Raw genomic sequence first — 23,196 nt, forward strand, 5'->3', positions numbered from 1 at the left:
GCGCATGGGGGTCTCCTGGCGGTCGGGGGAGCACGAGGCTCGGACGGCGCGGCCGACCCGGGGACGGGGTCGGCGGCCTCCTCCATGCTACGGCGCGGCGCCGCGCGGCCGGCCCCTGCCCGGATCCCGCGGGCGCGGGCGGGCTAGGGTGGAGGCCATGCCCGTGAGGAACCGTCGCGCCGCCGCCCTGCCCGCCAAGCTCAGCCGCTCCTGGCTGCTGGTCAACGCGGCCCGCCCGGAGGACTTCGCCCCCGCCCTCGCCTCCGAGGCGGACTCGGTGATCTTCGACCTCGAGGCCGCCGTGCCGGAGGAGCACAAGGACGCGGCCCGCCAGCACGTCGTGGACGCCCTCTCCGGCGGCATGACGGCGTGGGTGCGCATCTCCGCCACCTCCACGGACCACTGGCAGCGGGACCTCGAGGCGCTCGCGGGCGTCGACGGCGTGCGCGGCGTGGTCCTGGCCGAGACCGAGGAGCCCGAGCAGGTCACCTTCACGGCGATGCGCCTGCGCGCCGGCACCCCCGTGATCGCCCTGCTGGAGTCGGCGCTGGGCATCGAGAACGCCACGGCCGTGGCCAAGGCGCCCGGCACCTTCCGCCTGGCTTTCGGCGTCAACGACTTCCGCAAGGACGTGGGCGTCGGCGAGGACCCGCTGGCCATGGCCTACGCCCGCTCCCGCATGGTGATCGCCTCCCGCGTGGGCGGTCTGCCCGGCGCGATCGACGGACCGCCCGGCAACACGGACGGCGAGGACGCGGTCGTCGACTCCAGCGCCGTCACCGCCTCGATGGGCATGACCGGCCGCCTCGTCCTGAACCGGGATCAGGTGGACTGGGTCAACCGGGCGATGTCCCCGTCCGAGGACGAGCTCGCGTGGGCCCGCGACCTGCTCGAGAAGCACGCGCAGGGCGCCGCCGTCGGCGACGGCTCGTACCTGCCCCGCGTGCTGCGTGCCCAGAAGATCGCGGACCTCGCGGACTCGTACGGGCTCTGGAACGCGTGAGCGCGGCCGGGGCGCGCGCATGAGTCCCCGCACCGACGGGTGGCTCCGCCCATGATGGCGTGGATCGACGGGCTGCCGCTGCTGTGGTCCATCGGGTTCTTCTGGATGCTGGCGATCCTGCGCACCCTGATCGTGTTCTCGCTCGGGCGGGGGCTGGCCTCCGGCGTCGAGCGGACTCGCTGGTTCGCCCGCGTGATGGAGGGGCCCGTCTATGTCCGGGCCCAGCGCTTCATCCAGCGCCACGGGGTGTGGGCCATCCCGTTCTGCTACCTCACGGTGGGAATCCAGACGGCGGTGATCGGTTCCGCCGGCGTCGCCCGCATGCTCTGGCGCCGGTTCCTGCCGGCGGCCGCGCTCGGCACGTTCCTGTGGGGCGTGGTGTACGGGACCGTCGGAATGGCCGTGGTGTGGGCCGTCATCGGCGCGGCGCTCGGAGAGGGCCGGGGCGTCCTCGCCCTCGTGCTGATCCTCGCGGCCGTGGCAGCGTTCGTCGTGTGGCGCCGACGCCGCACGCTGCGCCGGCACGGGGCCGGGTGACGTCGTCGTCCGTGACGCGGGCCGGGGTCCGCCGCCGGGGGACTAGAGTTGACCGCGTCTTCGCCCCGGCCAGCCGCCCCGCGGCCGGGACCGCCACCCCTTCGGAAGGACCCCCATGAGCGACGAGCGCGCCCGCAGCTTCTCCGCATCCACCGCTTCCGCCGCCGACGACGGCGCCCGCGGCACCGGCACGACCCGCGTCAAGCGCGGCCTGGCGGACATGATGAAGGGCGGCGTGATCATGGACGTCGTCAACGCGGAGCAGGCGCGCATCGCCGAGGACGCCGGCGCCGTGGCCGTCATGGCGCTCGAGCGGGTCCCGGCCGACATCCGCGCCCAGGGCGGCGTGGCCCGCATGTCCGACCCCGACCTGATCGACGGCATCGTCGAGGCCGTGTCCATCCCCGTGATGGCCAAGGCGCGCATCGGCCACTTCGTGGAGGCCCAGGTGCTGCAGGCGCTCAAGGTGGACTTCATCGACGAGTCCGAGGTGCTCTCCCCGGCGGACTACGTGAACCACATCGACAAGTGGGACTTCGACGTGCCCTTCGTGTGCGGCGCCACCAACCTCGGCGAGGCCCTGCGCCGCATCACCGAGGGCGCGGCCATGATCCGGTCCAAGGGCGAGGCCGGCACCGGCGACGTCTCTGAGGCCGTGAAGCACATCCGCACCATCCGCAAGGAGATCGCCCAGCTCCAGGGCCTGGCCCAGGATGAGCTGTACGTGGCCGCGAAGGAGCTGCAGGCGCCGTACGAACTGGTGCGCGAGGTCGCCGAGACCGGCGCCCTGCCCGTCGTGATGTTCACCGCCGGCGGTGTGGCCACCCCGGCGGATGCGGCTCTGATGATGCAGATGGGCGCCGACGGCGTGTTCGTGGGCTCCGGCATCTTCAAGTCCGGCAACCCGGCCGAGCGCGCCCGCGCCATCGTCAAGGCCACTGCCCAGTTCGACGACCCGATGGCGGTCGCCGAGGCCTCCCGCGGCCTGGGCGAGGCCATGGTGGGCATCAACGTGGGCGACCTGCCCGCCCCGCACCGCCTGGCCGAGCGCGGCTGGTGAGCGCGCCCCTCGTCGGGGTCTTCGCCCTCCAGGGGGACGTCCGCGAGCACGTGCGCGTGCTCGAGGGGCTCGGCGCACGGACCCGCCCCGTGCGTCGGGCCGCGGACCTGACGGGGCTCGACGGGATCGTGCTGCCCGGCGGCGAGTCGTCCGTGATGGACCGGCTCGCCGGCCTCATGGGCCTCAAGGAGCCCCTGGCCGACGCGATCGGCGCCGGGCTGCCCGCCTACGGCACGTGCGCCGGGATGATCCTGCTCGCCCGCGAGATCCAGAACCCCGCGCCGGGGCAGGGGAGCCTGGGGGTCCTGGACGTCACGGTGCGCCGCAACGCGTTCGGGGCCCAGGTGGACTCCTTCGAGGCGGACCTGGAGGTCCCCGCCGTCTCGGCCGAGCCCGCGCACGCGGTGTTCATCCGCGCCCCCGCGGTGCTGCGCGCCGGAGGTGAGGTGGAGGTGCTCGCGAGCGTGCCGGCGTCGCGCCTGTCCGCGGCGCCGCCGGAGCTCGGGCTCGACGACGCCGCGCAGGTCCCGGTGGCCGTGCGCCAGGGGCGGGTGCTCGCCACGAGCTTCCACCCCGAGGTGACCGGCGACCACTCGTTCCACCGGGAGTTCCTGCGCGGGCTGTGACCCGCAGGGCCGTGACCCGCGGGGCTGTGACCTGCGGGCTCAGGCGGAGGCGAGCACGTCCGCCGTCGTGCGCACGTCCTTCTGCGGGTCCAGGCCGAGCGGGCCGGCCATGGCCTCCGCCACGGAGGGCAGCGTGAGCGCGCCCTCGTGCGCGTTGAGGCCGGACGCGAAGCCCTCGTCCGCGGAGAGCGCCTCGCGCCAGCCGAGGTCCGCGATCCGCTGGATGTAGGGCAGGGTGGCGTTCGTCAGCGCGGCGGTGGAGGTCTGCGGGACGGCGCCGGGCATGTTCGTGACGCAGTAGTAGATCTTGTCGCCCACGAGGTAGGTGGGGTCCTGGTGCGTGGTGGCGCGCGAGTTCTCGAAGCAGCCGCCCTGGTCGATCGCGATGTCCACGAGCACCGAGCCCGGGCGCATCCGCTCCACCATCTCGGCGGTGACGAGCTTGGGCGCGGCGGCGCCCGGGATCAGCACGGAGCCGATGACGAGGTCCGCGTCCGCCACCGTCTCGGCGATGTTCAGGTGCGAGGAGGCGAGCGTGCGGATCCGGCCCTGGTGGACGGCGTCCAGCTGTGCGAGCCGCTCGAGGGAGATGTCCAGGACGGTCACGTCCGCGCCCATGCCCGCGGCGATCACGGCGGCCGCCTCGCCGGCCACGCCGCCGCCGATCACGGCCACCCGGGCGCGGCGGGTGCCGGGCACGCCCCCCATCAGCACGCCCGAGCCGCCCTGCGGCTGGAGGAGGTGGTAGGCGCCGGCCAGCGGAGCCAGGCGTCCGGCGACCTGGGACATGGGGGCGAGCAGCGGCAGGGCGCGGCCCCGTGTGACCGTCTCGTAGGCGATGGCGGTGGTGCCGGAGTCGAGGATCGCGCGGGTGCACTCCTCGGACGCCGCGAGGTGCAGGTACGTGAACAGGACCTGGCCCCGGCGCATCCGGTGGTGCTCCTCGGCGAGGGGCTCCTTGACCTTGAGGACCAGCTCGGCACGCTCCCAGAGCTCGTCCGGGCCCTGGACGAGCTGCGCGCCCGCGTCCGCGTAGTCCTGGTCCGTGATGCCGGAGCCGACGCCGGCCCCCGCCTGGACGAGGACCTCGTGGCCGCGGCGGACCAGCTCCAGCACGCCGCCCTGGGTCAGGGCCACGCGGAACTCGTTGTTCTTCACCTCAGTGGGGACTCCGATCAGCATGCGGCCGAATCTAGCGGTCTGATCGGTCATGGGGGAGGGCCGCCGAAGGATCTGCGGCGAACGACGATATACTGGCTCGATCATTCAGGACGGGCGTCACATCGAGGCGGGCACGGTGAAGCATCTTCAACAGCTGGACGGCACGGACCGGCGGCTCCTGGAGCTGCTGCGCCAGGACGCGCGCCGCACGAACGCCTCCCTCGCCGAGGAGCTCGGCATCGCCGCGTCCACGTGCCTGGCCCGGCTCAAGGCCCTGCGGGCCTCCGGCGCGGTGCGCGGATTCACCGTGGATGTCGACCCGGCCGCCCTGGGGCACGGGCTCGTGGCCCTCATCTCCGTGCGCATCCGCCCCGGCGCGCGCCACCGCATGGAGGAGCTCTTCGACCGGCTGCGCGGGCTCTCCGGGGTGCAACAGGTGTTCTTCCTCGGCGGCGAGGACGACTTCCTGCTCCACGTGGCCGTGGCGGACTCCGAGGAGGTCTCCCGGTTCGTGCTCAAGAACCTCTCCGCCGACCCGGCCGTCGCGGCCACCCGCACCTCGCTGGTGTTCCGCCACGAGGGCGGGGAGCGGCCGTGGTGAGCGGCTGACCACCTTCGTGTGGGAAACGGGAGCCTCCGGTGACGGCGTCCAGGGCGGGCGCATACTGGTCGGGTGACCCTCGCAATCGTCGTCTCCGTCCTGGCCGTGCTCCTGCTGATCGTGGGAGTGGTCGGGACCGTCTATCCGATCCTGCCCGGCTCCGCGCTGATCCTGATCACCTCGGTGGCGTGGGCGTGGATCCTCGGCTCCGGCGCCTCGTGGACCTTCGGGCTCATCGCTGCCGGCCTGGCGATCGCCGGCATGAGCGCCTCCGCCGTCCTCACCGGCCGGCGCCTGCTGCGCGAGAAGGTGACGCGCGGGCCCATCACGTGGGGCGTGATCGGGGCGATCGTGGGCTTCTTCGTCATCCCGATCGTCGGCCTGTTCATCGGCTTCGCCGCGGGCCTGTTCGCCGCGCAGTGGCGGCGCACCCGGGACGCCCGGGCGGCCCTGGCCAGCTCGTGGGGCGCGCTGAAGGCGATGGGCCTGGGCATGCTCGTGGAGTTCGGCTGCGCCATGTTCGCCCTCGCGGCGGTGGGCGTGGGCATCCTGGTGCACTTCGTCTTCTGAGCCCGGGCCGCACGACGACGCCGGGCCCGTCCCGCGTCCGGTTCAGCCGCCCGCTGCGTCCGGGCCGGCGGTGGTGAACCGGGAGAACCAGTGGATGTGCTCGCGCACGGCCTGCGCCGCGCGGGGTCCGTCCCGCTCGACCGCGGCCGCCAGGATGTCCCGGTGCTGGCGCTGCAGCTCGTCGCGCACGGCGCCCCAGTCCTCGACGCCGGCCATCGCCTCCTCGACGTAGCCGATGGTGGCCTCGCGCAGGGACCGCAGGATGGTCTCGAGAACCACGTTGCCGCTGAGCGTGGACAGCAGCACGTGGAACTCCGCGTCCAGGCGGTGGAACTCGCGGGCAGGAAAATCTGGGACGTCCATGCGGTCCAGGTGCGCGTGCGCCGTCGCGAGGATTGCGCCGCGGCCGGGGACGTCGTGCTCCGCGGCCTCGAGGGCGGCCTCGGTCTCGAGCAGCACGCGGGTGGTGACGAGGTCCGCGACGGGCAGCGCCCGGGTCGCCACGTGCATGCGCAGCGCCCAGGCGAGCGCCGCGGAGGGCTCGGAGACCACGATGGCCCCCGCCCGCGGCCCCGAGCCGGTGGCCGAGCGCACCAGACCCATGGCGTCCATGACGCGTCCGGCCTCCCGGACGGAGGACCGGGATATCCCGAACCGCTCGGCCAGTGTGCGCTCGCTCGGCAGCTTGTCCCCCACCTGGATCCGCCCGGAGCGCAGCTCCCCCTCCAGCCAGTCCAGGATGACCGCGTGGCCGGGGGCACGGCGGCGGCCCGGCTCGGGTTCGGCGGGCGGGGTGGGCGGGCGGGCGGTCATGGGCTGCTCCAGCGGGGACGGGACGGACGGGGCCGTGGGTGAGCCTAGGCCCGACGGCGGCCGCGCCGCTCCTCGCGACCGGGCGGTCGGGACGAGGACCATCCCCACCCACGCGCGCGCCCACGCACGCGCCGACGCACGCGCCGAGCCAGAGATATCCGCTGCGGAGACCGTGATCTCACGGCGGAAATCTCTGGCTCAGCGTCCTGGAGGGGCGGGAATCTCTGGCTCGGCGTCGGACGCCCGACCCGATCACCCGATCACCCGATCACGGCAGCATCCAGGACAGGACGTTGGACTGCAGGAACACGATGGTGCACACCATCAGGAGCAGCGCCACGGACCAGGGGAGCACGGTGCGCAGGATCTTGGACTCCTGCCCCTCCATGGACACGGCGGTGGCGGCGATGGCCAGGGACTGCGGGGAGATCATCTTGCCCACCACGCCGCCGGAGGTGTTGGCGGCCACCATGAGCGAGGGGTCGAGGCCGGCCTCCTCGGCCGCCGTCTGCTGCAGGGTGGCGAACAGGGCGTTCGCGGAGGTGTCCGAACCGGTGACGGCGGTGCCGAGCCAGCCGAGCACGGGGGAGAGGAACGCGAAGGCCGCGCCCACGCCGGCGACGGCGGTGCCCATGGCCAGGGTCTGGCCGGAGAAGTTCATGACGTACGCCAGGGACAGCACCAGCACGATGGTCAGCCCGGACCAGCGCATCTTCCAGAAGCACCGGCCGATCTCGGCGAGGGCGTCGCCGAAGCGCAGCGGGAACCGTCCGCCGCCGGTGAAGACCGAGTAGATCAACGCCACGAGCAGGCCGGTGATCAGCAGCAGGGTGCCGGGGGAGGAGAGCCACTGGAAGGAGTAGACGGTGCCGGTGATCGGCTCGCCCGCCGCGGTGACCAGGCGGCCGTCGAGGCCGGGCCAGGGGATGCGCACATTGGTGGAGGCGAGCCATCCGGCCAGGTCGAAGCCGAGGGTCCAGAGCTTGGCGATGCCGAAGACGGTGATGACCAGCAGGTAGGGGAGCACGGCCATCCAGATCCGCCCGGGGGTGAGGTCGCCGGCGGGCCGGGTGGGCGTGATCCCGAGGCGGGCGTCGGCCTCGGCGGCGCCCTTGGGCCGCCAGAAGCGCAGCAGCACCACGGCGGAGGCCATGGCCAGCAGGGAGGCGACGACGTCGGTCAGCTCGTACGAGAAGTGCGTGGAGGCCCACCAGATGCCGAGCGCGAAGGTGCCGCCGATGGTCAGCAGCGCGGGCCAGGTTTCGCGGATCCCGCGGAAGCCGTCGATGATCCACACGAGGAAGAACGGGACGAGCGCGGCCACGAACGGGGCCTGGTGCCCCACGATCGCCCCGATCTCGGCGGCGGGGATGTCGGTGAGCTGGCCGGCGGTGGTGATGGGGATGCCCACGGCGCCGAAGGCCACGGGGGCGGTGTTGGCCAGCAGCACCACCACGGCGGTCTTCAGGGGCGGCAGTCCCAGGGCCAGCAGCATGGTGGCCGTGATGGCCACGGGGGCGCCGAACCCAGCGAGGGCCTCGAGCATGCCGCCGAAGCAGAAGGCGATCAGCACGGCCTGGATGCGGATGTCCCCGCCGCCCACGGTGTCGAAGATGGCGCGCATGTCCTCGAACCGGCCGGAGAGGACGGTCACCTGGTAGAACCACAGCGCCATGACCACGATCCACACGATCGGGAAGAAGCCGAACACGGCGCCCTGCGAGGCGGAGAGCAGGGTGAGGTCCGCGGGCATGCCGAAGGCGAGGATCGCCACGAGCACGGCGGCGGTCAGGGAGACGAGGCCCGCCTGCCAGGCCTTGGCCTTGACCAGCAGGAGCATCACGAAGAAGGTCAGCAGCGGGATGGTGCCGAGGGCGGCGGAGAGCCCGAGGCTGCCGGCGACGGCGTCGGTGGTCGCGGTGAACGTGCCCACGGGGGCGCTGGCTTGGATGAGGGGGTCCACGGGGTCTCCTGGTGCTGGGGTGCGTGGTCAGACCACAGTCGTCTGTCCACGGACAGTAGATGGTGCACGTCACACTCGGCAACCTCCGTCCGGTGCGCGCATGCCCCGCGTCACCACGGCACGGCCGCGTGAGGGGGGTCACAGGCGCGAAGGGACTCTGCTATGGTCTGACCACACCTTGGGGCGACGCCCGTCCGCGCCCGCTCCACCACCCGTCGACCCCCGGAGGACGGACATGAGAGTCGCCCTGTTCGCCACGTGCATCGTGGACGCCATGTACCCGAAGGTCGCGCTCGCGACCGTGCGCATCCTCGAGCGCCTCGGCCACGAGGTGGTCTTCCCCCGGGGACAGGGCTGCTGCGCGCAGATGCACGTCAACAGCGGCTACCTCGACGACGCCCTGCCCGTGGTGAAGAACCACGTGCGCACCTTCCAGGGCGCGGACTACGACGTCGCGGTCGCACCCTCCGGATCCTGCGTCGCCTCCCTCGGCCACCAGCAGCCCATGGTAGCCCGCGCCGCGGGGGACGAGGCCCTGGCCCGCGACGCCGAAGAGGTCGCCGCCAACACCTACGAGCTCGCCGCCCTGCTCACGGACGTCCTGGGCGTCACGGACGCGGCCGCGCAGCTCGGCTCCTGGTTCCCGCACACCGTGACCTACCACCCCTCCTGCCACGGCATGCGGCTGCTCCGGCTGGGGGACCGGCAGGAACGCCTGCTGCGCTCGGTGGCGGACATCGACTACCGCGCCCTGCCGGACGCGGAGGAGTGCTGCGGCTTCGGCGGGACGTTCTCCCTGAAGAACCCGGACGTCTCCGGCGCCATGGCCGAGGAGAAGATCGGCAACATCGAGCGCACGCAGGCCCGGCTGTGCACCGGCGGGGACGCGTCCTGCCTGCTGCACCTGGGCGGGGTCATGTCACGGCGCGGGACCACCGCACCGGACGGCTCACCCGTCACCACCCTCCACTTCGCGGAGATCCTCGCCGCCACCCGCGAGAACCCGCTGGACGTCAGCGGCCCCGTGGACCTGTCCATCCCGGCGCAGGGACCCGCCCGCCGCCGTCGTCAGAAGGAGGCCACCCGATGACCCGCACCGCCCTGGGCATGCCCGCCGTCCGCCCCGCGCACGGCCACGGCAACATCGTCCTGGACGAGCCCTTCCCCTCCGCGGCCCGCACCCAGCTGGGCAACGCCCAGATGCGCGCCAACATCCACCACGCCACCCACACCATCCGCGGCAAGCGCGCACGCGTGGTGGGGGAGCTGCCGGACTGGGCCGAGCTGCGCCAGGCCGGCTCCGCCCTGAAGCAGCAGGTGATGGCGGACCTGCCCGCCCTGCTCGAGCAGTTCGAGCAGCGGGTCACCGAGCGCGGCGGCGTGGTCCACTGGGCCCGGGACGCCGAGGAGGCCAACCGGATCATCACCGGGCTCGTGAAGGCCAAGGGCGTGGACGAGGTCATCAAGGTCAAGTCCATGGCCACCCAGGAGATCGACCTCGAGCACGCACTGCAGGCGGAGGGCATCGCCGCCGTGGAGACGGACCTGGCCGAGCTGATCGTGCAGCTGGGCCATGACAAGCCCTCCCACATCCTGGTCCCGGCCATCCACCGCAACCGGGAGGAGATCCGGGAGATCTTCGTGCGGGAGATGCCGGAGACCGACGAGTCCCTGACCTCGGACCCCTCCGCGCTCGCGGACGTGGCCCGCGTGCACCTGAGGGAGAAGTTCCTCACCACCTCGGTGGCCATCTCCGGCGCCAACTTCGGCGTGGCGGAGACGGGCACGCTGACCGTGGTGGAGTCCGAGGGCAACGGCCGCATGTGCCTGACCCTGCCGGAGACCCTCATCACCGTGATGGGCATCGAGAAGATCGTCCCCACGTTCCAGGACCTCGAGGTCTTCCTCCAGCTGCTGCCCCGCTCCTCCACCGGCGAGCGCATGAACCCCTACACGTCCATGTGGACGGGGGTCACCCCCGGCGACGGACCGCAGGAGTTCCACCTGGTGCTGCTGGACAACGGCCGCTCCGCGGTGCTCTCCGACCCCGAGGGCCGCTCCGCCCTGCACTGCATCCGCTGCTCCGCGTGCATGAACGTGTGCCCCGTCTACGAGCAGACCGGCGGCCACGCGTACGGCTCCGTCTATCCGGGACCGATCGGCGCCATCCTCTCCCCGCAGCTCACGGGCGTGCAGGAGGGGGCCAACGGCAGCCTCCCGTACGCGTCCTCCCTGTGCGGGGCCTGCTACGACGTCTGCCCCGTGGCCATCGACATCCCCTCGATCCTGGTGCACCTGCGCGATCAGGACGTGCGCGCCACCCACGCGCGCAAGAAGGAGGAGTCACGGGTGCCCCTGCCCTCGCAGATGGACCTGCTCATGGCGGGTGCCCGCACCGTGATGTCCTCCGGCACCCTCATGGGCATGGCCGAGCGCGGGCTGCCCGCGGGCCGGGTGGCCGCGGGCCGGGACGCCACCCTCGGGTGGCTGCCGGGGATCGCCGGCGGCTGGACGGACCAGCGGGACGTGCCCGCGCCCCCGCGCCAGTCCTTCCGCAACTGGTGGCGCGGCAACGCCGAGCACACCGAGGAGCGGGTGGCGCGCGACGGCGGACGCCGCGACGTCGCCGCCGAGGATGAGACCACGACGACGGACGGACAGGAGCAGCGATGAGCGAGGCCACCCCCACCACCGTCCCGGCCACCCCGACGCCGGGCCCGGGCGGGCCCGGAGGCGAGGCCCGGGCCGCGATCCTCGACCGGATCCGGCAGGCCCTGCAGGACGGCCCGACGCCGGACCCGGTGGAGCGGACCTACCGCCGCACCTCCGAGGCAGCACCGGGCGACGTCGTGGAGCAGCTGGTGGACCGCCTCGTCGACTACAAGGCCGGCGTGCACCGCGAGGACCTGAGCACCGTGGCGGACCGGGTCGCGGACCTGCTGGGAGAGGGCGCCCGCTACGTGGTCCCGCCGGGTCTGGACCCGGCCTGGCTGCCCGGGGACGGGCAGGGCCGGGTGCGGGTCACCGAGCCCACCACCGCCGACGCGGGGGCCCTGGGGGTGCGCGAGCTGGACGGGATGGACGCGGTGGTGACCGGCTCCACCGTCTCCTGTTCCGAGACGGGGACCATCTTCCTCACGGGCCGCCCCGAGGAGGGCCGGCGCGCCATCTCCCTGGTGCCGGACCACCACGTGTGCATCGTCCCGCTGGACACCGTGGTGGAGCTGTTCCCCGAGGCGCTCGCCCGGGTGGAGCCGACCGCCGCGATCACCATGATCTCGGGCCCCTCGGCCACCAGCGACATCGAGCTCGAGCGGGTCGAGGGCGTGCACGGGCCCCGGCGGCTGGACGTGATCCTCCTGGACCGCTGAGCCCTCCGGGACCGACGCGGCGGGGGAGGTCGCCGACCACGACGCCGGGCCGCGCCTTCCTGGGGAAGGTGCGGCCCGGCGTCGGGCAAGGGGCGGACGTCCGCCCGGCCGTCAGATGATCGAGCGGCCCTCACGGCGCGCCTCGCGCCAGTCCTTGAAGAACGCGGCCGCGATGCTGGCGAGGACGGCCAGCACGAGCACCGGCCACATGAGGACGTACAGGGTGAGTCCGAGGGTCATCGGGGTCTCCTTCGGGGTCGGATCGGTCAGTCGGTCACGACGCGCGGGCGCCGGCGGGCTGGGCCACGGGGCGGTCGGCGGCGTCGTCGGTCGCGGGGTCGAAGTCGCCGGTCACCCGGGCGATGCGGTCGAAGTCGAAGTCCTGGCCGGAGCGGACGGACATGCCCCAGCAGACCAGGAACGAGACGGCGTAGGCCACGAGCGAGCCGGACAGCGTCGCGTAGTCCCGCAGGAAGCCGTAGCCGAAGAACACCATCACGGCCGAGGCGAGCGCGCCCACGACCACCGCGGCCCGCAGGCCGAAGAAGCCGAACGCCATGATGCCCAGCACCACGCCGACGCCGATGATCGCCAGGGTCTCCACCACGAGCGCCCAGGCGCCGGTGAGCGGGATCCACTCGAAGCGCACGGGCAGGAACACGGCCAGGGCCGCGAGCACGCCCACGGTGAAGGCCGCGTTGGTGACCTTCCGCCAGTAGAAGGACGCGATCACGGGGAACACGAGGCAGCCCCAGAGCGCGCCGACGAACACGAGCAGGTCCAGGATGTTGAACTTCGCGGTGGCGAAGTACAGGGCGGCGGCGGTGGCCACGATCATGGTGATGCGGCCGATCAGCAGCATGGTCTTGGGGTTCGCCTCGCGGCGGCCCACGGACTGGCCGTAGACGTCCGTCATGACGATCGAGGACAGCGCGGACAGGTCAGAGTCCGCCGTCGAGGACAGCGAGCCGATGATCATGAGGAACGCCAGGGCGACGACGGCCACCGGCAGGTACGTGGAGACCATCTGCGGCAGCAGGTTGTTCATGTCCCCGCCGACGGGCTCGACGCCCAGGTACAAGGCCATCACGCCGATCATGCCGACGCCGATCACGGAGCCGCCGTAGCCGACGGTGGCCGTGATGAAGGTCGGCTTGATGAGGTCCTCGCGCACCGCGAAGAGGCGCTGGGCGATGGTCTGGTTGCCGATCGCGTAGGCCAGCACGGCCGCGATGTACGGGGCGCCCTGGTTCATGAACGCCTCGGAGGAGAAGAAGTCCTGCTGCTGGGCGGTCACGTTGCCGGCCTGCACGCCGGCCTCGAACATGCCGGGGCCGCCGGCGGCGAAGAACACCGCGGGGATGATCACCACGGTGGCGCCGAGCATAGCCACCACCTGGGCGAAGTCCGTGAGCACGGAGGCGCGGAAGCCGGACCACAGCGTGTACAGCAGCACGCCTGCGGCCACGATCAGGATGCCCGCCCCGAAGGACAGCGGGGAAAGGATGGCGATCAGGGCGCCGCCGGCGATGAAGTTGGAGGTCAGCGAGATCACGGAGCCGAGCACGTTGGACCCGGCGAGCATGAGCTGCGAGGAGCGGCCGTGGCGGGCGTACATGACCTCGGCGAGCGTGTGGGCGCGCGGGGCGACCTTGCGGATGCGCCGGCCGAACGGGTAGATGAACAGGATCATCAGGGCGCCCCACAGGCCGTAGTGGATGGGCCCGGAGACGCCGTAGGTGTAGCCGGCGGTGACCGAGGCGTACATCGAGGACGCCCAGATCCAGGTGGCCGTCATGGAGGCTGCGGAGACGCCGAAGCCGATCTTGTTTCCGGCGGTCATGTAGGCGTCGGCGTTCTCCTTCCTTCGGGAGATCGCCAGCGACATGAGCATGGTGCCGCCGTAGAAGAACACGACGAGCACGATCACGCCGATCACGCCGAGCTGGACCAGCTCGGCTCCGTCCTGGGAGGGCGGCATGGGACTTCCTTTCGCACGGGGACTGCGGTCGGTCCGGTCCGCAGGCGTGCCGGCATCAGGGCGCGGCTCCGCAGGGCGGAGGAGGCGTTCTGATCCCGACGCGGCGGGGGCCGGGTGGTGGAGGGCATCCCGCCGGGTCCCGAGTCCACGGACGGCGAGCTCACTGCTCAAGCCGTCGCGGCCCCTCGGCCCTGTGCGGCGCTGTCAACACCGGTGCCACCGGCGGCCGTGGGCGCACCGGTGACCCAGCGACCCTCACATGTTTCGGAGCGGAAAGGCAAACCCGGTGACCCGCCTCACGCCCGCCCTGCCGTCGCGGTCAGCTGGCGAAGTGCCCGGCGAGGGCGATCATCCGGGCGCGCCACTCGTCCGCGGACGGCCCCTCGTGCGCCGCGTCCACGGCGTTGAGCACGAGCCGCACGAAGGTCCACGCTCGCACCCGCTCCTCGTCCAGCCCGGCGGCCTCGGCCACGACGTCGGCGCGCAGCCGCACGTGGATCCGCGCGTTGTGCGCGGCGGCGGTGACCTCGGGCCGGTTCCACACGATCGGAGCGACGGCGTACGCGCCCTCGCCGGCCACGGGCTTGGGGTCGATGGCGAGCCACCGCCCGCGCCTGGTGACGTGCCCGCGCCTCTCGTCGGACGCGGCCCCTGATGGTCCGTCGTCGGGCAGAGGCGCCAGGACATTGCCGTCGTGCAGGTCCTCGTGGACGAGCCGCGGCTCGGGGGCGCTGTCCACCAGCCGGCGCAGGTGGGACCGGGCCTGCACCTGGAGGCGCCGGGGCACCGCGGCCACGGGCTCGGCGAGCGTGCCGTCCCAGCGCTCGGCCTTGACCGCGACGGCGTCGAACTGGGGCGTGGCTGGGCGGTCCAGGGCGCGCAGCAGCCCGCCCACCGCCTCGCACGCGTCCAGGACCGGCTCGAGCGTGAGGGGCCGGTCGGCGTCGAGGCGCTCGAGCAGCAGGGCGCCGTCCGGCGGGCTCGCCGCGTGCAGGCGGACCGCGCCGGCGCCGTCCCACAGGCGCAGGGCGAGGTGCTCGTGGCGCGCCTCGAGGTGCGGCCAGGTGAGCTTGAGGACGGCCGGGCGCAGGGTGTGCCGGCGCACGGGCAGCACGAGCGCGCCGTGGCCGGTCCACGGGGCGCCCGGGGCGTCCGGGTCCAGGGTGAGGTTCCAGGCGGCCAGCCGCTCCTCCACCAGGTGCGGCAGCCGGGCCAGCCAGGCCTCGCCGGAGACGGCCTGCCCGCCGGCGGCCGCCAGCAGCGGGTCGGCAGGCCACCGCGCGATCCGCTCCGCGAACGCGCGCGGGACGAGCTCGGACGGGGCGGCGCCGGGCGGCGCGGGGGAGTCGGGCATGGCGGGCACGCTACCGGGCCAGAATGGGGGGATGCCCGCCTTCGCGTCCCCGTCCGCCCCCGCCTCCCGACGGCGGCGCCGCGCGCTGGCGGCGCTGCTGGCCGTCGTCGTGGTGGTGCACTTGGTGGTGCTGTACCTGCCCGGGAGCGACGTGCCGCAGACCGGCTTCGAGGTCCCCGGGCTGGACAAGGCGATCCACGTGCTCGCGTTCGCGGTGCCGACGTGGGCGGCCGTACGGCTGGGATCATCGTGGTGGTGGGCGCTGCCGTTCGCGGTCCATGCCCCCGTGAGCGAGGCGGTGCAGCACGCGTGGGTGCCGCTGCGCACCGGCGACGCGTGGGACATGGTCGCGGACCTGGCCGGCGTCGTGCTGGGCGCGGCGCTCGCGTGGCGGGCGGTGCGGCGCGAGGTCGAGGCGCCGGGGGAGGTCGGGGAGGCCGGGCGAGGCGACCGGATTGGAGGATCGGGCCGGCCGGGCGTATGATGTCCGGGTGCCCTTCCCCCGGGAAGTGCATGACCTGGGGCTATAGCTCAGTTGGTAGAGCGTTTCGTTCGCAATGAAAAGGTCAGGGGTTCAATTCCCCTTAGCTCCACATCCGGCGAAGGGCCGAGGGCATCAGCTCTCGGCCCTTCGTCATGTCCGGGGGTGTCCGGGGGTCGCTACGGTGGATCGATGACCGATGCCGCTGCCGTGCTGGGGGCCTTCTTCGCTGCGGAGAACGCCCGGGACTGGGAGACCTACAGGTCGTTCCTCCACCCCGACGTCGAGTGGGTCCTCGGTGACCGGGTGGTCCGGGGGATCGACCGCTACGTCGAGGCGATGCAGGCGGCGTACGGGGACGACGACGTCCAGTTCCGCTGCGAGTGGAGCCACGTGTCCGAATCCGGCTCGCTGGTCGCGGCACTGCTCGTGGACGACGCGGGGCGCCGGTGCCTGGACGTGTTCGAGTTCAAGGACGGACTCGTCTGGAAGGAGCACGAGTTCCTCCTCGGTCGGACGGCCTCGGAAGCGGAGCCTCGGTCCCTGCCGACGCAGGGTGAGCCGCGATCGACGGAGGCGACCGAGCACCAGTGAGGTCGACATGCGCCTCCTGAGCTCCCCACCCGGCCCAGGACCGAGAGCAGATGCCCTCGGCCCTTCGTCATGCCCCGGGGTGTCATGGCGGCGGCGACGCCCCGCCGGCTCAGTGCGAGGCCGTCGTCGCCGTGGAGAGCGCGAGCCGGGACCGGCCCAGGTCCACCTGGCGGGCGTCGCGGAGTTCGACGTGGTCCCAGACCGGGGCGCCGTCCAGCGCGTGCCATGCTCCACCGTGCCGGACTGGCCCGGTGTCGAGCCCCTTCGGATCGACGGAAACGGCCAGGATCGACGGACGTTCCGTCGATCCCGACCGTTTCCGTCGATCCGCCGGGTGGAGGGGTCCGGGCGAGTGAGGACGGCGCCACCCCTCGCCCACCCCCCCGCCCCCGCCCGCCCCGGTCACGCGGCGCCTTCAGGCTTTCCGGATCCGGGGTTCCGGGTCTATGGTCTCCGGGTACCGCCGCGCGGGATCGCCCCAGGTCAGCCGCGCTTCACCCGTCCGCTCGCCGCGGACGGCCCCGGAACGGGGCCAGACGAGAGGGGCTGCCGATGCGCATCAGCGTGCTCACCCACATGCTGCATCCGATCCGCTCCCCGTACGCCGGCGGCCTCGAGATGCACACGGCCATGACCGTGGAGCACCTGGTCCGCCGCGGCCACGAGGTCACCGTGTACGCGCGCGAGGGCACGCGGCTGCCGGCCGACGTCGTCCCCGTGCTGCCCGCCGAGGGCGCCGGGCCCGGCAAGGAGGGCGACCGGCTGCGCGAGGAGGCCACGCGCCGCGCGTGCGAGATGGTCCTCGCGGACGGCTCCGACGCCGTCCTGAACAACAGCCTCTCCCCGGCGCCGCTGCAGCTGCTGCGCGAGCGCCCCATGGTCACCGTGCTGCACACGCCGGCCACGCTGGCGGAGGTGCTGGCCGTCGTCGACCACCCGGACTGGCGCGCCCCGCAGCACCACCGGTGGGCCTGCGTCTCCGCGTCGAACGCGCTGGCCTGGCAGCATCGGCTGCCGCGCGTGGACGTGGTGCCCAACGGGATCGAGCTGCACCACTGGGTCTCCGACGCCGCCCCCGTGCCCGGCCGCGCCGTGTGGTCCGGGCGCATCACCGCGGAGAAGGGGCTGCACGTGGCAATCGACGCCGCCCGCCTCGCCGGCATGGAGCTGCACTTCGCCGGGCCGATCTCGGACGAGGCCTACTACGCCCAGGAGATCGTCCCGCGCCTCGGCCCGGACACCGTCCACCACGGCCACCTGGACCACGCGACCCTGCCGCACATGCTCGCCACCGGCGAGGTCTTCCTCGCCACGCCCATGTGGGCCGAGCCGTTCGGCCTGGCCACGGTGGAGGCCATGGCCCTCGGCGTGCCGGTGGCCGCCCTGCTCTCCGGCGCCATGGGGGAGATCGTGGCCCCGCAGGCCGGGTCGCTCGCGGTGCACCACTCCGCGGAGGCGCTGGCCGTCTCCATCCGCCACGCCCGCCGCAAGGACCGCGGGCGCGTCCGGGCGTGGGCCTGCCGGTTCAGCGCGGAGACCATGGTGGAGGGCTACGTGGACTTGCTGGAGCAGGCCGCCGAGGACGCCCGCGACGGGGAGCTCGTGTGAGCGACGGCGCGGCGGCGGTCTCGCGGCCGGGCGCATCCGCGCGGCCCTCCCGACGACGGCGCGTCCTCTACTACGCGCACCAGCACGGCTCGGGGCACGTGCGGCACGCAGCGAACCTGGCCGCCACCGGGGCGTTCGACGTGACGGTGGTCAGTGCGCACCCGGACGCGGCGCGGATGCTGCCGGCCGGCACCCCGGTGCTCCCGCTGCCCTCGGACGTCGTGCCCGGGCACGTCCAGCCGGAGCGATCGCCTCTGCACTGGACGCCCGTGGGTCCGCAGATCCGCGACCGCTTCGCCGCCCTGCACGACGCCGCGGGGGACGTGCGCCCGGACGTGTGCGTCGTGGACGTCTCCGTGGAGGCGGCCCTGTTCCTGCGCCTGGCCGGCTGGCCCGTGCTGCACCGCCGGATGCACGGCGAGCGCACCGATCCCGCCCACGCGCTCGTCTACGCCGAGGCCGACGGCCTGTTCGCCCACTACGCCGAGGAGCTCGAGGACCCCGCCTGGCGGGAGGCGCACGCCGGCCGCACCGCGTTCCTGGGCGTCCCCGACGTCACCGGGCGCCTCGGCGCGCGGGCCACGACCACCACGGCCACGACGACGGCGGCCGGCGGCTCCGCCCCGCGGGTCGCGGTGATCGCGGGCACCGGCGGCGGCGGGGTGCGGGCCGCGGACCTGGCCCGGGCCGCCGCGGCCGTGCCGGAGGCGACGTGGGAGGTGTACGGGCCGGTGGCCGGTGCGGACGAGCTGCAGGCGCCCGGCGGCGCCGCGGGATCCCGCAGCTCCGACGCCGACGCGACGACCGGCACCGCGCCGACTGCCGGCGTCGCCCTGCCCGCCAACGTGACCCTGCACGGCTGGGTGGAGGCGCCGGCGAGCCGGGCCGCGGAGGCCGACGTCGTGGTGGTCTCCGCCGGGCACAACGCCGCCGTGGACGCCGCCCGCTCGGGCCGGCCGGTGGTGCTGGCGCCGGAGCCGCGGCCCTTCGACGAGCAGCACGTGTTCGCCCGCGAAACCCGCCGGGCCGCCGGCGTGCCGTGGTGCGCGTGGGAGGACCCCGACGCCGACTGGGCCGGCGCCGTCCGCGGCGCCCTCGCCGACCCCTCCGCCGCCGACCGCCTGGCCGCCCTGTTGCTCGTGGAGCCGGGGGAGTACCGGCGTCGCTGGGAGACCGCGGTCGAGGCGGCGCTGGAGACCACTCAGGGCTGACCGCCGCCTGCTGGGCGCACTACTGCCAGGTACGCGTCGATCTACGTGGCAGTACTGCGCCCAGCTCGCCCCGGCCAGCTCGCCCCAGCCCGCCCGCCCCGGCTCAGTACGCGGCGTCGTCGCGCCGTGCCGCGGCCAGCTCGTCCGCCGTGGGGTGACGCAGCAGCTCGAGCCGCTCGCCCTCGGGGTCCCACGCGATCAGCCCCGCGTCCGCGAACGCGCGCAGCCACCCCTCCATGGCCCATCGGCCGTGCACCTGCCGGAAACGGCGGGCGTTGACCAGGATGTCCTCGAGGTGGTGCAGCGGCGGGGTCACCACCCCGTGGTGCTGGTGGAACGCCTCGGCGGGGCTGAACCGCAGCATCAGGCCGGCGTCGCGGGCGCGGAAGGCCAGGTCCGTGTCCTCGGCGCCGTAGCCGGTGAAGCCCGCGTCGAAACCGCCGATGCGGGCCAGGTCCGCGCGGCGCAGCGCCAGGATCAGGGTCCACACGAGGTGCCACTCGTCCGAGGGTCCGGCGGTCAGGTGCGCGCGCGCCCGGTGGGGCACGGAGAGGCGGCGCAGCAGGGCGTCGGCACGGTGCGAGGTCAGGTCGGCCTCCTCGACGGCGCGGGTCCAGCCCGGCCGCAGGTAGCGGGGTCGGCCCATCACCACGGACCCGGGGTGGGCCGCGACCTCGGTGGCCAGCACGCCGACGGTCTCGGCCGCCGGGATGCAGTCCACGTCGAGGAAGACGAGGATCTCGCCGGTGGCGAGCTCGGCGGCGCGGTTGCGGGCCTGCGCCAGCGGCAGGCCGGCCTCGGCGGCCACGTGCCCCACCGTGACGGGCAGGCCCGTGGCCGGCACACGGCCGTCGGGCTGGCCCATGAACACCACGACCACCTGGTCCGGGCGGCGGTGGGAGCGTTCCAGCCCGGCGACCACGCGGGCCAGGTGCTCGTCCCGGTGCCCCGTGATGACCAGCACGGACACGCTCGGCAGCGCCCCGCGCGCCCGGGCGAGGGCCTCGCGGTAGACGGCCACGTGGGCGGCGGCCACGCGACGGCGCTGCCGGGCCCGGGCGGCCGGGTCGGCGGGGGCCGTGCGCGCGCGGGCGCGCACCAGCGTCTCCAGCGCGTCGGCGAGGGAGTCGGGGTCCTCCGGGTCGAACGCGGCGAGCGAGTCGGGGGTCAACCAGGCGCCGGACTGGTCCGCGATGTGCCCGATGTCCGCGACGGCCACCGGCACCCCCAGGTCCCGGCACATCTCCACCCAGCCCGAGTGGGTGCCGATGCGGTACGGCAGCACGGACACGTCCACGTCGCGCAGCAGCGCGTGCAGGGCGGGGTCGTCGAGCCGGTCGTGCTGCCACAGCTCGAAGCCGTGGTGGGCGCAGCCTGCGCGCAGCGCGGCCAGGGCGTCCTCGTCCTGCACGGTGGCCTGGACCTCCACGGTCACCCGCGCGTCGACACCGCGCTCGGCCAGCGTCCCGACGGCGGCGGCGAGCACCGGCAGCAGCGCCACCGGGGCCACCTGGGCCCGCAGGTCCTTGGCGTGCACCAGCAGGCGGGCGGGGACGGCCGCGCCGTCGCCGTCGTCGGACGCGTCGGGGGGCAGCAGGCCGGGGGCGTCGTCGTCGCCCTGCGCCACGAGGTCCTCGAGCGGGACGATGTGCGGGTGGGGGACCACGAGGGCGCGCACGCCGTAGTCGCGGGCGAGGGTCGCCGCGGCGCCGGGGGTGAGCGTGAGCACGGCGTCCGCGCGGCCCAGCAGCACGGCCAGGCGGTCCCGGTGGGGGCCCTGGTCCGTCAGGTGCGGGTTCTCGAGGTCGTGCACGGTCACGACGACGGCGCCCCCGTGCGCGTGCTGCGCGCCCAGGGCGGCGGCCAGCTGGGCGGGGCTGAAGTGCTCGAAGCCGAAGTGCACGTGCAGCACGTCCGGGCGGTGCTCGGCCAGCCACTCCGCGTCCAGGGCCCGGGGCGGCCACCACTGGTGTGCGGGCGCGCCCGGCACCGTCGGGTCCGGCAGGAACTCCACGTCCGGCGCGGCGCCCGGGTCGAGGGGGAGGATCGCACGGGTGTACGGGTGCTGCGCGGGCACGTGCTGGACGGTGATGCTCACGGGGGAGGGCCTCCTGACCTGGGGATGCGAGGCCGCGCGGGCGGCGTGTCCCCGGCTGAGAACGGGGTGGCGAAAACTAGTCTGACAGGGCAGGATCACAGAACCGGCACCATGGCGTCCGGTTCGTCTCGGCGCGGCCCGCGCCGGCCGTCGCAGCAGCAGGTGAAGGGGACCGTTGGACGTGGAGTCGCAGCCGCAGGGGCGGGTGCTGTATGTGATCGTCGGCCCGCCGGAGCACGGCGTCGTCCGCCACGCCCGGCAGACGGCCGCCGCCCTCCGACGGGTGGGCGCCGAGGTGGAGCTGCTCACGGCGGAGGACGTCGCGGCGTTCCACGGCCTCGTGCCGCTGATGGCCGAGGCCCGCTCCCTCGGCGCCGCCGTCCACCTGGACGTCACGGACGCCCTGTTCGGCCCCACCGCCGCCGCGGCCGCGGACCTGCTCGTGGACGTGCTCCCCGAGGGCGCCACGCTGACTCTGCACGACATCCCCCAGCCCGCCGAGGGGGACGGCCGCTACCGCCGCCGCGGCGAGGCGTACGCGCGGCTGGCGCACCACGCGGCCGGCGTCGTCGTCTCCTCCCAGCACGAGCGCGCGCTGCTGGCCGAGCTCGTGGACGCCGACGCGGACGTGGTGCCGCTGCCCGTGGAGGACCGCCGCGCCGAGGCCGCGCGCGCCGAGTCCGTGGTGCCGGAGAACATGGCCGGTCTGGACCAGGACGTGGTGCTCTTCGGGTTCGTGTACCCGGGCAAGGGGCACGCCCTCGCCCTCGAGGCGCTCACCGAGCTGCACCGTCAGTGGGGCCCGAACTCCGGGGCGCCGCGCCGGCTGACGGCGCTCGGACCCGTCAGCATCGGGCATGACGACCTCGTGGCGGAGCTGACCCGCGACGCCGAGGCGCGCGGCCTGGAGTTCCGCGTCACCGGGTTCGTGCCGGACGAGTTCGCGGACGCGGCCCTGCTCTCGGCGGGCATCCCGTTCGCGGCGCACCGCAACGTGTCCGCGTCCGGGTCTCTGGCGGCGTGGACCTCGGTGGGGCGGCGGGCCATCGCCTCCGCCGGCCGCTACACGGAGGAGATGGAGCGCCTGCGCCCCGGCACCCTGCGGCTCGTGCACACCAACGGGTCGCCGGCCTTCGCGATGGCCGAGGCGATCGCCGAGGCGGTCGAGGACCCCGAGCGCACGTGGCTCGACCCCGCCGTGGACCTGGCCCCCGGGGCCGAGGACTGCGCGCGGATGCTCGTCGACGTGCTCCGCCGCGTGCACAGGTGGACGTGAGCGCCGCCGTCTCCGTGGTGGTGCCCTACTACCGGGCCCAGGCGGACCTCGACCGGCTCACGGCCGCGCTCGCGGCCCAGACCCACCCCGCCTCGCGGCTCCAGCTCGTGGTGGCCGACGACGGCTCGCCCGTCCCGCCCAGGGTGGGCCCGGACCTGCCGTTCGACGTGGTGACCGTGCGCCAGGAGGACCGCGGGTTCCGCGCGTCGGCGGCCCGGGCGCTCGGGGCGGAGACGGCCGACGGCGACGTGCTCGCCTTCCTCGACGGGGACATGCTTCCGGAGCCCGGGTACCTCGTCGCGGCCGTGGCGGCGTTGGCCGAGGCGCCCCGGGACGCCGTGGTGGTGGGCCGGCGTCGGCACCTGGCCGAGGCCTGGCTGCCGGGCGCGTGGGACGCGGGCTGGCGCCCCGGCGACGACGTCCCGGCCGCCGCGCTGCTCGAGGAGCCTGCCTGGCTGCGCGAGGGGTACCGGACCACGGACGACCTGCGCCGCGCCGACTCCACCGGCTACCGGTACGTCATCTCGGCCGTGCTCACGGTGGCGCGCGAGGTCTACGAGGACGCGGGCGGGTTCGACCCCGGATTCGTGGGCTACGGCGGGGAGGACTGGGAGCTGGCGCACCGGCTGTGGCGCGTGGGTGCGGCCCTGCGCCACGCGCCGGACGCGGTGGCGTGGCAGGCCGGTGCCGACTTCGGCGGACGCGGCGACGCCGCCGAGGCCGCCCGGGTGAAGGCCCGCGAGGCGCTCGTGCTGGCCTCCCGCATCCCCGCGACGACGGCCCGCGGCCACGGCCTGTCCCTGGCCGGCCCGCTGCGGGTCGAGGCGCGCGTGCGGGTGCCGGAGGGCGCAGACGGCGCGGTGGCGGCCGGGGTGGCGGTGGACGCCG

Annotated in this window: 22 protein-coding genes and 1 tRNA gene; 16 read left to right on the forward strand and 7 right to left on the reverse strand. The window is 74.3% G+C overall.

The features are described 5' to 3' along the window. Positions 1-157 precede the first annotated feature (157 nt). The 4 genes from NWP10_RS04330 to pdxT all read left to right on the forward strand — a co-directional run bounded on the left by NWP10_RS04330 (position 158) and on the right by pdxT (position 3,226). On the forward strand, positions 158-1,003 hold the full coding sequence (locus NWP10_RS04330; RefSeq protein ID WP_184173496.1) for a CoA ester lyase: 846 nt from the start codon (positions 158-160) through the stop codon (positions 1,001-1,003). A 51-nt stretch (positions 1,004-1,054) separates the two neighbouring features. Beyond that, positions 1,055-1,540: a DedA family protein gene (locus tag NWP10_RS04335; protein ID WP_258299989.1), complete on the forward strand. Its 486-nt coding sequence runs from the start codon at positions 1,055-1,057 to the stop codon at positions 1,538-1,540. Positions 1,541-1,655: 115 nt separating this feature from the next. Then, positions 1,656-2,600, forward strand: coding sequence for a pyridoxal 5'-phosphate synthase lyase subunit PdxS (gene pdxS, locus NWP10_RS04340; protein WP_036313496.1), 945 nt, complete (start codon positions 1,656-1,658; stop codon positions 2,598-2,600). Next, a complete protein-coding gene (gene pdxT / locus NWP10_RS04345) occupies positions 2,597-3,226 on the forward strand; it encodes a pyridoxal 5'-phosphate synthase glutaminase subunit PdxT (RefSeq protein WP_258299990.1) in 630 nt (209 codons plus the stop codon). The genes pdxS and pdxT overlap by 4 nt, the downstream gene beginning before the upstream one ends. 39 nt (positions 3,227-3,265) lie before the next feature. On the opposite strand, the gene ald is transcribed toward pdxT, so the two are convergent. Beyond that, on the reverse strand, positions 3,266-4,408 hold the full coding sequence (ald, locus tag NWP10_RS04350) for an alanine dehydrogenase (RefSeq protein ID WP_258299991.1): 1,143 nt from the start codon (positions 4,406-4,408) through the stop codon (positions 3,266-3,268). A gap of 115 nt (positions 4,409-4,523) precedes the next feature. Here ald and NWP10_RS04355 point away from each other — a divergent pair, with 115 nt between their 5' ends. Both NWP10_RS04355 and NWP10_RS04360 read left to right on the forward strand, forming a co-directional pair. Next, positions 4,524-4,988, forward strand: a complete 465-nt coding sequence (locus NWP10_RS04355; RefSeq protein WP_258299992.1) for an Lrp/AsnC family transcriptional regulator — start codon at positions 4,524-4,526, stop codon at positions 4,986-4,988. Positions 4,989-5,060: 72 nt separating this feature from the next. Beyond that, entirely contained in the window at positions 5,061-5,558 is a 498-nt protein-coding gene (locus NWP10_RS04360) for a DUF456 domain-containing protein (protein WP_258299993.1), read from the forward strand. Between the two features lie 42 nt (positions 5,559-5,600). Here NWP10_RS04360 and NWP10_RS04365 read toward each other — a convergent pair whose 3' ends face one another. Next, positions 5,601-6,371 carry a FadR/GntR family transcriptional regulator gene (locus NWP10_RS04365; protein ID WP_017489377.1) on the reverse strand — a complete coding sequence of 257 codons (771 nt, stop codon included), beginning with the start codon at positions 6,369-6,371 and terminating at the stop codon, positions 5,601-5,603. A gap of 268 nt (positions 6,372-6,639) precedes the next feature. Continuing rightward, positions 6,640-8,304, reverse strand: coding sequence for an L-lactate permease (locus NWP10_RS04370; RefSeq protein WP_184173965.1), 1,665 nt, complete (start codon positions 8,302-8,304; stop codon positions 6,640-6,642). A gap of 265 nt (positions 8,305-8,569) precedes the next feature. On the opposite strand from NWP10_RS04370, the gene NWP10_RS04375 reads away from it, so the two are divergent. From NWP10_RS04375 to NWP10_RS04385, 3 genes are read left to right on the forward strand one after another with little or no spacing between them, the layout of a single operon-like run. Then, positions 8,570-9,424: a (Fe-S)-binding protein gene (locus tag NWP10_RS04375; protein ID WP_017487979.1), complete on the forward strand. Its 855-nt coding sequence runs from the start codon at positions 8,570-8,572 to the stop codon at positions 9,422-9,424. Further along, a complete protein-coding gene (locus tag NWP10_RS04380; RefSeq protein WP_017487980.1) occupies positions 9,421-11,007 on the forward strand; it encodes a LutB/LldF family L-lactate oxidation iron-sulfur protein in 1,587 nt (528 codons plus the stop codon). The genes NWP10_RS04375 and NWP10_RS04380 overlap by 4 nt, the downstream gene beginning before the upstream one ends. Further along, the gene (locus NWP10_RS04385; protein ID WP_221433001.1) at positions 11,004-11,705 is read left to right on the forward strand and encodes an LUD domain-containing protein; all 702 of its coding nucleotides are present in this window, start codon (positions 11,004-11,006) and stop codon (positions 11,703-11,705) included. Before NWP10_RS04380 ends, NWP10_RS04385 begins: the two co-directional genes overlap by 4 nt. Positions 11,706-11,816: 111 nt before the next feature. On the opposite strand, the gene NWP10_RS04390 is transcribed toward NWP10_RS04385, so the two are convergent. The 3 genes from NWP10_RS04390 to NWP10_RS04400 form a co-directional block, all read right to left on the reverse strand. Then, positions 11,817-11,945 (reverse strand): putative transporter small subunit, encoded by a 129-nt coding sequence (locus NWP10_RS04390; protein WP_017487981.1) that lies wholly within the window; start codon positions 11,943-11,945, stop codon positions 11,817-11,819. Between the two features lie 34 nt (positions 11,946-11,979). Continuing rightward, entirely contained in the window at positions 11,980-13,686 is a 1,707-nt protein-coding gene (locus NWP10_RS04395) for a sodium:solute symporter family protein (RefSeq protein WP_258299995.1), read from the reverse strand. Between the two features lie 319 nt (positions 13,687-14,005). Then, the gene (locus NWP10_RS04400; protein ID WP_258299996.1) at positions 14,006-15,040 is read right to left on the reverse strand and encodes an aminoglycoside phosphotransferase family protein; all 1,035 of its coding nucleotides are present in this window, start codon (positions 15,038-15,040) and stop codon (positions 14,006-14,008) included. Between the two features lie 31 nt (positions 15,041-15,071). On the opposite strand from NWP10_RS04400, the gene NWP10_RS04405 reads away from it, so the two are divergent. The 5 genes from NWP10_RS04405 (at position 15,072) to NWP10_RS04425 (ending at position 18,934) form a co-directional block, all read left to right on the forward strand. Beyond that, the gene (locus tag NWP10_RS04405) at positions 15,072-15,524 is read left to right on the forward strand and encodes a VanZ family protein (protein ID WP_258299997.1); all 453 of its coding nucleotides are present in this window, start codon (positions 15,072-15,074) and stop codon (positions 15,522-15,524) included. A 36-nt stretch (positions 15,525-15,560) separates the two neighbouring features. After that, a tRNA-Ala gene (locus tag NWP10_RS04410) sits at positions 15,561-15,633 on the forward strand. An 80-nt stretch (positions 15,634-15,713) separates the two neighbouring features. Next, a complete protein-coding gene (locus tag NWP10_RS04415; protein WP_258299998.1) occupies positions 15,714-16,115 on the forward strand; it encodes a nuclear transport factor 2 family protein in 402 nt (133 codons plus the stop codon). A 552-nt stretch (positions 16,116-16,667) separates the two neighbouring features. Further along, on the forward strand, positions 16,668-17,723 hold the full coding sequence (locus NWP10_RS04420; protein WP_258299999.1) for a glycosyltransferase: 1,056 nt from the start codon (positions 16,668-16,670) through the stop codon (positions 17,721-17,723). After that, positions 17,720-18,934 (forward strand): glycosyl transferase, encoded by a 1,215-nt coding sequence (locus tag NWP10_RS04425; RefSeq protein ID WP_258300000.1) that lies wholly within the window; start codon positions 17,720-17,722, stop codon positions 18,932-18,934. Before NWP10_RS04420 ends, NWP10_RS04425 begins: the two co-directional genes overlap by 4 nt. Positions 18,935-19,037: 103 nt before the next feature. Here the strand turns inward: NWP10_RS04425 and NWP10_RS04430 are convergent, their stop codons facing one another. Further along, positions 19,038-21,032 carry a glycosyltransferase gene (locus NWP10_RS04430; protein ID WP_258300001.1) on the reverse strand — a complete coding sequence of 665 codons (1,995 nt, stop codon included), beginning with the start codon at positions 21,030-21,032 and terminating at the stop codon, positions 19,038-19,040. A gap of 181 nt (positions 21,033-21,213) precedes the next feature. Between NWP10_RS04430 and NWP10_RS04435 the strand changes: the two genes are divergently transcribed. Together NWP10_RS04435 and NWP10_RS04440 are read left to right on the forward strand one after the other, a co-directional pair. After that, positions 21,214-22,308: a hypothetical protein gene (locus tag NWP10_RS04435; protein ID WP_258300002.1), complete on the forward strand. Its 1,095-nt coding sequence runs from the start codon at positions 21,214-21,216 to the stop codon at positions 22,306-22,308. After that, on the forward strand, positions 22,305-23,196 hold an 892-nt coding region (locus NWP10_RS04440), incomplete at its 3' end, for a glycosyltransferase (RefSeq protein ID WP_258300003.1). The genes NWP10_RS04435 and NWP10_RS04440, both read left to right, overlap by 4 nt.

The organism is Micrococcus sp. HG099, from assembly GCF_024723355.1.
Lineage (GTDB): Bacteria > Actinomycetota > Actinomycetes > Actinomycetales > Micrococcaceae > Micrococcus > Micrococcus endophyticus.

What these genes read in the sequence shown, in the direction of transcription:
- NWP10_RS04330 (WP_184173496.1), top strand. Translation starts at nt 158, where the DNA reads ATGCCCGTGAGGAACCGTCGCGCCGCCGCCCTGCCCGCCAAGCTCAGC.
- NWP10_RS04335 (WP_258299989.1), top strand. Translation starts at nt 1,055, where the DNA reads ATGATGGCGTGGATCGACGGGCTGCCGCTGCTGTGGTCCATCGGGTTC.
- pdxS (WP_036313496.1), top strand. Translation starts at nt 1,656, where the DNA reads ATGAGCGACGAGCGCGCCCGCAGCTTCTCCGCATCCACCGCTTCCGCC.
- ald (WP_258299991.1), bottom strand. Translation starts at nt 4,408, where the DNA reads ATGCTGATCGGAGTCCCCACTGAGGTGAAGAACAACGAGTTCCGCGTG.
- NWP10_RS04365 (WP_017489377.1), bottom strand. Translation starts at nt 6,371, where the DNA reads ATGACCGCCCGCCCGCCCACCCCGCCCGCCGAACCCGAGCCGGGCCGC.
- NWP10_RS04375 (WP_017487979.1), top strand. Translation starts at nt 8,570, where the DNA reads ATGAGAGTCGCCCTGTTCGCCACGTGCATCGTGGACGCCATGTACCCG.
- NWP10_RS04380 (WP_017487980.1), top strand. Translation starts at nt 9,421, where the DNA reads ATGACCCGCACCGCCCTGGGCATGCCCGCCGTCCGCCCCGCGCACGGC.
- NWP10_RS04385 (WP_221433001.1), top strand. Translation starts at nt 11,004, where the DNA reads ATGAGCGAGGCCACCCCCACCACCGTCCCGGCCACCCCGACGCCGGGC.
- NWP10_RS04390 (WP_017487981.1), bottom strand. Translation starts at nt 11,945, where the DNA reads ATGACCCTCGGACTCACCCTGTACGTCCTCATGTGGCCGGTGCTCGTG.
- NWP10_RS04395 (WP_258299995.1), bottom strand. Translation starts at nt 13,686, where the DNA reads ATGCCGCCCTCCCAGGACGGAGCCGAGCTGGTCCAGCTCGGCGTGATC.
- NWP10_RS04400 (WP_258299996.1), bottom strand. Translation starts at nt 15,040, where the DNA reads ATGCCCGACTCCCCCGCGCCGCCCGGCGCCGCCCCGTCCGAGCTCGTC.
- NWP10_RS04405 (WP_258299997.1), top strand. Translation starts at nt 15,072, where the DNA reads ATGCCCGCCTTCGCGTCCCCGTCCGCCCCCGCCTCCCGACGGCGGCGC.
- NWP10_RS04415 (WP_258299998.1), top strand. Translation starts at nt 15,714, where the DNA reads ATGACCGATGCCGCTGCCGTGCTGGGGGCCTTCTTCGCTGCGGAGAAC.
- NWP10_RS04420 (WP_258299999.1), top strand. Translation starts at nt 16,668, where the DNA reads ATGCGCATCAGCGTGCTCACCCACATGCTGCATCCGATCCGCTCCCCG.